Raw genomic sequence first — 7,436 nt, 5'->3', positions numbered from 1 at the left:
AATAAACAGGAGCTTTTCGCCTGGCTCTCTGACTGTGACTTTGTACAGACCGATATCACGCATAAAGAAGGGTTCGCAGCCGTTCGCCTTGCCACTTATGATTTGATTAACACCGGCATCACGACCGTCATGGACTGGAACCATACCTTCTCAGAAGGACAGGCTTACGGCGGGCTTGAGGCGCTGCAGCAGTCGGGGCTGCGTTATGTGTATGGTTTTTACCCACATAACAACAAAGATTTCGACAGCAACGCGTTTAAAATAAAAGAACGGATCGATAAAGACCCTCTCGGAACGTTTGAGATATCCGGGCATCCCGCCAACTTTCTTCAGGATTCGATGGCTAATTCCGTTCAGATGTCCCGGATAATGAACGTTCCTTTAAACGTCCATTATGCCGAAAGCGCTCAGGATAAAAAGCATGAGCAGAAAAGGGTCATGACTGAAACCGGGGCCTTCTCACGTCCTCTGGTACTGAATCATGTTATTCACGTCGATGACGACGATATAAAACAAATGGCAGATTCCCGTGCCCGGCTGACTCACAATCCGCTGAGTAACATGCGGCTGGCCAGTGGCATCATGCCGCTGGGAAAACTGCACAGTGCAGGCCTGACCATTGGCCTGGGACTTGATGGCGGCACCAATGATAACGCCGACTTTTTCAGCCTGATGAAAACCGCTGTCGGTCTGCAGCGTGCCCAGCACGAATCGCCGGATGTTTATCCGAACTACAGTGAGGTCCTGCTGATGGCGACCAGTGAAGGGGCAAAAGTCCTGGGACTGGAGGACATTACCGGTACGCTTGAAAAAGGGAAATCTGCTGACCTGATCATCATTAATCCACAGTCACCCAATATGGCGGTTAATTTTGATGGGGTGACACAGATACCCCTGAACGCTGAACCGGCCAATGTTGAGACGGTCATGGTTCACGGACGTATACTTAAGGAAGACGGAAAATTAATTTACACGGACGAGAGTTTAAAAGACCTGATTAACACGAACAGCAGGACTGTTCAGCGTTTTATGTCGCGTAAAACGGTTAAACAGGTTCAGGAGTTAAAAGGATTTCAGTCTGCTCCATAGGTTTGCTTTTGAGCCTCCGCTGCTAGCCGGAGGCTCATCGCTTACATGCAGCAGCATTTCCTGAAAAAAGAGTTCACTAGGACTTTTCCGGCCAGGGAAGCACTGTAAAGCACGTAACGCATAGTAATGATGCTGATGGCCGCTGATAGGATAAACAGCTCAGGACTCGGGAAGGTCTGGTTCACGGGCCAGGGAACGGACAATACCTGGCAGATGAAATGCGAAATGCTGTCGCCCCGCTATACGGGGTCAGTTTGGATATCGAAAATTATTGTACGTTAAGGTTATTTTTTGACCTTTCGGCTTTGGCTGGTCGCAGCCGACGAAACATACCGGAAGCCGGTATTCGGTTGCTTTTTCAGGTATAATCGCCTGTCAGATTGATGTGCTCCCAGCCCAACGGCGAAAAATGCGACAACAGTTGCTTGTTCATCTTCAGCCCCTTACGCTTCAGGGGATCGATAGCTCTTTCCATATAGACGGTATTCCACAGGGACACCTTCGTCATCAGCTGCCCTTTTCAGCGTCGGGTAGTATCACGATTGAACTGGAACAAACCCTGTGCCAGCTTCCACCCCGCCGTGCAGCCTGGATCCCTGCAGGAACAATTCATCGCGCCATGATGCGTGGTGTGCTGGCCTAACGTTCCCTCTACTTTTCAACCACGCTGCCGTTATTTCTACTGCCACTGCAAATAGTCGAGGTTAATCCCCTGTTTTTTGAAGTCATAGAACGTATGGCATTCTGGCCATGGGCAATGCCGGGAGAGCAACAGGCCAGTCTCATTTCCATTTTTTGCGAAGAAATAAGCGGTTATAAACAGTTTTCCATGGCCCATATCGTTCGGGTTAATCGCGCCATGGCGCACCAGAGCACAACACCCAGAACATGCTATTAATAATTTTATGATGCTCAGCCCATGGGCAGCCGGCTCGTCTTGTAGCGGGCTCGGGAAGCAATAAGGGTTTGATGATGGTCCATGCTTCATCGGGAAGGTCGTAGCGAGCCATGATTTAATATGTTCTCGAAACAGGTAGTTATTACTTTAACTCAGTCTACTGAGGGAAACAGCCTGCTATTCGGAACAGCTTTTAGCATGCCAACTCCAGCCGTCATTGAACCCAGAAAACGAAAAGACGAAGGCTGCCAACGTAACACCCCTGAATAGTTGGCAGCCACTGAGGCATGGTCAGCACGGGATAAACAGGAATTACCTCAAAGCGCTTTACAACATCACGAGACAGCATACAAACTTGAAAAAAACGCCCGGAATAATGGGCGTCACCGAATACCGATGTAATTACATGAAGTTTATACAGCTTCGTAATGAGGTCGCTCTCACGAAAGGAATTATGCGATGATTAAATGAAATATTAGTTAAACGAAATCATCTTGTTCAGGGGCACTATTGATTTTAGTCAATTTTATCTCCATTGATGACACCAGTGTAAAAACGCAAGAATAAACGCGTATTTTTAGTGGCGTTTTAATTCGGTTGATTATTTATCTTGTTAAATATGAGTACGTTTAAGTTAAATAAAAAAGAAGCAATCCTGATTGCGTCCGTCGTTATAGCTTATTGCGTCTTCATATGGTTTTTATTCGCCTGATACACGGATTACTGCTTCTCTTAAGGTGATGGTGTGAAAAGACTTCCAACCAAAGTATTGCTGGTCGGATGGTTTGGCCTTTACGTATTGGTCATGTATGGTATCTATTGCCAGATCTCAAATCTTCCCTGGTGATTTGACTCTAGGGCAAAACGCAATTTTTAAGGTATAACGGTCAGTGCTCAATCCTGGTACCATCAGGCAGGGTGCAGTATCCGGTTTTACCAAAAAGTCGTTTTTTATAAGACAGGGTTCCGCCCTGAAGATGGCAGTAACGATCTGCTGAACTTTTCTCCACAGGGCAAGAACTGCAGGCAGTCAGCACACCCAGACAGGCTGTCACGGTTAACCACTTCATATTTTTGCCTCAATTTATCAGGAGTAATACACAGTTAAATCAGTTATTGCGCAGTGACTTTCTCACCAGACGCGTACCATCACGGGTCAGTTTCAGTCCATCGGGCGAAACGGTATTTCTCCCCATGATCTTCACTATTGCCTTCTGTTCAACACTCCCGTCAGATATCAGCTGGCGGATGTTAGCGACCAGACCTTTGTTACTAATGGGACCAAATTCCCGGCAGATTTCTAATTCACTCATCGTCCGCGGATAAATACGAAAAAGATATTCGAGAATGCCCCACTGGGATTTGTCAGAAAAACTGGTTTTCATTGCCCCTCCATGTGAAATCACTTTTTTGCGGATTTTAAATCATTTGAAAGCAACAGTTAGTCAATGACGCACATTGAGAAGGCGAGCTTTGAGCATTGGCCGTGAAGGAATGTGATGAATGGATTGGCTATGATGGTGTGACCAGCGGGAATCGAACCCGCACATTGGCCTGGGGAGCTGAAGTAATGCCATTATACGATGGCCGCTTTATGGTGCCGATTACCGGAATTGAACGGATGACCTGCTGATTACGAATCAGCTGCTCTGCCATCTGAGCTAAATCGGCATGGTGGCCCTGCTGGATTTGAATCAGCAACCGGGCAATTATGAGTCGCACGCTTTGACCGCTGAGCTAAGGGGCCGGATGCTGCGGTGCCGGGTGCCTCCCGGTGAGTCGGCAAAGCCAGACCGACCCGCTTAGTATTCTGCACTTTCAGCTTAAGCCCCGCCGCATAGGGGGATTCACCGCAGCGAAGGAAGCATAGCGGCGGACGCTTCAACGCTATCTCAACAGGCTATTCAATTTTACCTGACGCGGAAAATAGAGCTACTGTTCCGCAAACTTTGACGTCGACTTCCCGAAAGTGAGCGTCAAGAGCTGCACGTAAGCCATCAGCCGAATCCTGCCAGTTATTAAATATCCCCTTCTTGTTATAAAGGCACATTAATTTTGTGCCAAATTTATTATGAGTAACCCCAGAGCCGAGTATGGTTGCTCCATATAGTGTACCATCAGCTTTCAACGCTGAAGCTGCGTTAGAAATCACAATTTCTTTGGTATTCATGCTTCCCGGTAAACAATGAAGCAGGTAGAACATGGATACTGAATCAAAGCTGTTATTCAGATCTGCGGGTAGTGGCATAAAAACATCGTGCTGAATGGATCGTACTGTGAACTGAGGAACAATGCGCTCGCTCGTAGATTTTAAACTGTTAGGATTAAGATCAAGTAGAGTGAAATTTTGCGGTTTCTTTGAAGTATGCGAGAGGTAAAATCCAGTTCCGACACCTATATCCATATGGTTCTCACCCATAAATTTTTGGAAGTGGTCCAAAAGAATTGGTCTGGTCCTGCACTGCCATGCATAGGTGTTAGAAATGTTCAGCACCCACCAGTCATAAATCTTCAGGGAAAGGGGAGTATAGACCTGGGCTCCCTTTTGGCTATCAAACTCCATAGTAAAGTTTCTCCTGTGTACTCTTATGGTTTGCAAAATTATTCGGCAGAAGCTATTACATATCCTTCACTCTCAAGCCTTAATCGGTTAAGGCATAAAAACTGCTCTCCATTACAACATCTTATGGCTTCATGATGAACTAAACCCTGGCGTATGAGTTCTTCGATATTTGCAAGCATCCTGAACTCGTCGACATCATCAAAGCAGCTCAGATACTGCCTGGTGGTCATTGGATGCGGGTGAAAAATGGATAATGCTCTGAGAATATCTCTCTGTAGTTTTACAGACAAAAGCTTGTTGCTCATTACTTAATGACCTCCAGAAAAGCCAATCTGATAAAAATGCATATAGCCCGTTGCCAGTTTTACGAAAGCAGGAACTACCACGATTGGTAATCAGCTGATTGCCGATGGCAAAACGGTACTGATCGTGACGGTAGCGGACCTGATAACGCAGCTCAGAGCGTCCTATGACGGCAGCATGTCTGAGGCGGCGTTTCTCGACGGTCTGTGTGACGTTGATTTGCTTGTCATCGATGAAGTTGGCGTTCTACGTGTCGCTGCGCCCGGTCGGGATACTGACGAACCTGAATCATGCGTCGCTGACGCAGCTGCTGGGTGAACGGGTGATGGACCGACTGAAAATGAACGACAGCACCTGGGTAAATTTTACCTGGGGAAGTTTCAGATCGCAGGTGCATACCCGCCTGCAGGGCAAAAATTCTTAGCCAACAGGAGAAACATACTTTGGGAAAACTTACGAAAATCACCGGCGCAGAGCTGGCAAAACTTATCCTCGGCAAAACGCTGACGGTGTCGGATATGCACGTGCTGCTGCGCAAAGCCCGTTCTGGCTACGATCCGGAAAGTCTCTGGGTGGCGCACAAAGTACTTAAAGGGTTACCCAGCTGCCGCATGTAAACATTACTCCGTGGCCGGCACCGTGCTTACTGTCTGCACAGTGTCAGCGATCGTTTTTATGAGCGATCTGTAGCGGTGAACCGGCGCACGGTGGCCAGAAAATCAAGGATGCCGATCCGCTTCAGTGAAGCCGAACTGGTATACATCACGCGGTATAACGAATTCGACCAGCTGCTGCGTGCAGCGCAGGCAACATATACATTTTATACAATAATTGAGGCAGTTGCGATACTCATCATCACTATAATAGTAAAACTAATAAAAATGTAACATTTGCTCTTTGTTAATATAAAGTAATAACAGGAATTTAATATGCGAGACCCCGGAAGGGTTTATCTTATGTTTATAATTTTGATTAGTCTGGGTGCTATAGTTACAGACGCAATCTTTAATTTTCAGTCAAAGGAGAAGAATGCCCAATGAAAGTAATGACTCACTTAGCAAATAGGTTTCCTTTATTAATTATAAAATTTTTAGTTACTTGGGCTTTACTTTTAGGCTGCTCAGCAAGTTCTTTTGCAAACACATCTGACGGGATAAAGACAGCATTGCTGCTCAATGAAAGATATAATAGAACTGATGAAAACTGTAACGGGAACCCAGCCTATTACTGTTCAGGTATTGTTGTTAGGGTTAATGAACAACCGGGTAAAATTGATACATGGACTCCGTATATAAGAGATAGCGATAATTTTCTACAATTTAGTTATATAAGAAAGGATATAGGAGTGAATTTATGGGCGAAAACATTTGGTATAATTTTAAAAGCAAGAGAAGATGATGAGTACAGTACGCGATGTTTTTTTCCAGTAAATGCAATGAGTGGGGAACGACTTAATAATGGGTGTGGAGAACCTATGTCAATTAAGAAGGCGAGGAATGAGGATGTTGATAATAGTACATGTAAAGAGCAGGGCGTTAATACCGCTGAAGAATGGGTCGCAAAATACAAAGAATTACCTCCACCAATAAATTCTGAAAAAGCATGCTCTTTTAGTAGTCATAATGCATCGACCTTTAATGCTGCTTTAAAGGCTTCCCTCCTTCTTGGGGAACGTGGAAATAACGAGCTAATAGTGAATACATCTCCGACATTCTGGAGTGCGACCGACCCTTCAAAAGATCACATTCAAGCTCTGTGGTATTATAAAGATAGTGAATGGTTGGATAGCGCACGCTTAGAACAACAAAAATATTTTGATACAACTGGGCTTTGGGTTCCAGTGATCTCAATCGATCCAACTAATGATAATGTATTTTCTTACTCGGAAGCAGATCAGAAAGTTAAGCCGTCCTCTCGGAAATAAGTTATGCGTTATGGGTCGAATGCTGCATGTTGAATAATAAGGTGGCGGATTGGTCGGTGATGTAATATTTGTGGTATTAAACAATCTGGTGTTACGCCGAGCTACTGATAAGATGTTAGATTTGATCACCGCGTACGCTTGAAGATTTCTGTCTTAGTCATTTGCCGAAAGTAGTAAATGAAAAGCCTCACGTGAATATAAATCAATTTGATGCATTCTCATATTACGACAACATAGATGCGGCCTTTTAGACGCCGAAAGTGATATCCGCATCCGAACCGGCCACACGGAGGTTATTGTATTCATGGATTACGAACCTAAGTAAGAGCAACCGGCGGGGAGCATTCCCCGCCACCTCTTTATTGCCAACTTAAAACCACGTCCTATGGACGTGGTTATCGCCTCGGTTCTGGCTCTGCCTGTAAAGACCTGCCCATGTCAAACTCCTCATCTGTTGTCCCCACAACTGATAAGGAAATTCAACATGAGCAGGTTTCAAAAAGCTTCCCACGTGCTGTGGCATTGTCAATACCATATAGTCTGGACGCCAAAGTGTCGCTTCAGGATATTAAAAGGAAATGTTGGTAAAGAGGTTTATCGGCAAATCTGGATTTTAAGCGAACAGCTTAAAATCCAGATAGTTGAGTTAAATGTGCAGT

The 7,436-nt window shown here is 45.4% G+C and carries 9 protein-coding genes, 2 tRNA genes and 3 pseudogenes; 7 read left to right on the top strand and 7 right to left on the bottom strand.

Features of this window, described 5'->3' with window-relative positions; all coding sequences use genetic code 11:
* Positions 1–1,089 (top strand): amidohydrolase family protein (locus F3I44_RS23570; RefSeq protein ID WP_150019665.1); only part of this gene is annotated, 1,089 nt, incomplete at its 5' end.
* Between the two features lie 144 nt (positions 1,090–1,233).
* A pseudogene (locus F3I44_RS23565) lies at positions 1,234–1,371 on the top strand (DUF4113 domain-containing protein); the annotation flags it as partial.
* Here F3I44_RS23565 and F3I44_RS23560 read toward each other — a convergent pair.
* From F3I44_RS23560 to F3I44_RS23525, 7 genes and pseudogenes are all read right to left on the bottom strand, one after another.
* Positions 1,358–1,600: pseudogene (locus F3I44_RS23560) on the bottom strand (Tn3 family transposase); the annotation flags it as partial. The pseudogenes F3I44_RS23565 and F3I44_RS23560 sit on opposite strands and share 14 nt — an antisense overlap.
* 340 nt (positions 1,601–1,940) lie before the next feature.
* Positions 1,941–2,099 (bottom strand): annotated as a pseudogene (locus F3I44_RS23550) (transposase); the annotation flags it as partial.
* A gap of 775 nt (positions 2,100–2,874) precedes the next feature.
* Positions 2,875–3,057 carry a DUF333 domain-containing protein gene (locus F3I44_RS24415; protein WP_150015942.1) on the bottom strand — a complete coding sequence of 61 codons (183 nt, stop codon included), beginning with the start codon at positions 3,055–3,057 and terminating at the stop codon, positions 2,875–2,877.
* A gap of 39 nt (positions 3,058–3,096) precedes the next feature.
* Positions 3,097–3,372: a hypothetical protein gene (locus F3I44_RS23540; protein WP_150015941.1), complete on the bottom strand. Its 276-nt coding sequence runs from the start codon at positions 3,370–3,372 to the stop codon at positions 3,097–3,099.
* Positions 3,373–3,582: 210 nt separating this feature from the next.
* Positions 3,583–3,658, bottom strand: a tRNA-Thr gene (locus tag F3I44_RS23535).
* Between the two features lies 1 nt (position 3,659).
* Positions 3,660–3,734: transfer RNA gene (locus F3I44_RS23530), tRNA-Ile, on the bottom strand.
* Positions 3,735–3,887: 153 nt separating this feature from the next.
* On the bottom strand, positions 3,888–4,550 hold the full coding sequence (locus F3I44_RS23525) for a class I SAM-dependent methyltransferase (RefSeq protein WP_150015940.1): 663 nt from the start codon (positions 4,548–4,550) through the stop codon (positions 3,888–3,890).
* A 429-nt stretch (positions 4,551–4,979) separates the two neighbouring features.
* Here F3I44_RS23525 and F3I44_RS23520 point away from each other — a divergent pair, with 429 nt between their 5' ends.
* The 5 genes from F3I44_RS23520 to F3I44_RS24195 all read left to right on the top strand — a co-directional run.
* Positions 4,980–5,171, top strand: coding sequence for a hypothetical protein (locus tag F3I44_RS23520; RefSeq protein ID WP_231515245.1), 192 nt, complete (start codon positions 4,980–4,982; stop codon positions 5,169–5,171).
* Positions 5,086–5,277, top strand: coding sequence for a hypothetical protein (locus F3I44_RS24095; protein WP_223811746.1), 192 nt, complete (start codon positions 5,086–5,088; stop codon positions 5,275–5,277). The genes F3I44_RS23520 and F3I44_RS24095 overlap by 86 nt, the downstream gene beginning before the upstream one ends.
* 19 nt (positions 5,278–5,296) lie before the next feature.
* Entirely contained in the window at positions 5,297–5,470 is a 174-nt protein-coding gene (locus tag F3I44_RS23845) for a hypothetical protein (protein ID WP_156085421.1), read from the top strand.
* A 419-nt stretch (positions 5,471–5,889) separates the two neighbouring features.
* Positions 5,890–6,777, top strand: a complete 888-nt coding sequence (locus F3I44_RS23515) for a hypothetical protein (RefSeq protein ID WP_150015939.1) — start codon at positions 5,890–5,892, stop codon at positions 6,775–6,777.
* A 484-nt stretch (positions 6,778–7,261) separates the two neighbouring features.
* On the top strand, positions 7,262–7,436 hold a 175-nt coding region (locus tag F3I44_RS24195; RefSeq protein ID WP_190286015.1), incomplete at its 3' end, for a transposase.

The organism is Pantoea sp. F_5 (genome assembly GCF_008631595.1).
Taxonomy (GTDB): domain Bacteria; phylum Pseudomonadota; class Gammaproteobacteria; order Enterobacterales; family Enterobacteriaceae; genus Pantoea; species Pantoea gossypiicola.
The sequence above is the reverse complement of the archived record's forward strand: the minus strand, read 5'-3'. Positions and strand labels throughout refer to the sequence as shown.

What these genes read in the sequence shown, in the direction of transcription:
- F3I44_RS24415 (WP_150015942.1), bottom strand. Translation starts at nt 3,057, where the DNA reads ATGAAGTGGTTAACCGTGACAGCCTGTCTGGGTGTGCTGACTGCCTGC.
- F3I44_RS23540 (WP_150015941.1), bottom strand. Translation starts at nt 3,372, where the DNA reads ATGAAAACCAGTTTTTCTGACAAATCCCAGTGGGGCATTCTCGAATAT.
- F3I44_RS23525 (WP_150015940.1), bottom strand. Translation starts at nt 4,550, where the DNA reads ATGGAGTTTGATAGCCAAAAGGGAGCCCAGGTCTATACTCCCCTTTCC.
- F3I44_RS24095 (WP_223811746.1), top strand. Translation starts at nt 5,086, where the DNA reads ATGAAGTTGGCGTTCTACGTGTCGCTGCGCCCGGTCGGGATACTGACG.
- F3I44_RS23515 (WP_150015939.1), top strand. Translation starts at nt 5,890, where the DNA reads ATGAAAGTAATGACTCACTTAGCAAATAGGTTTCCTTTATTAATTATA.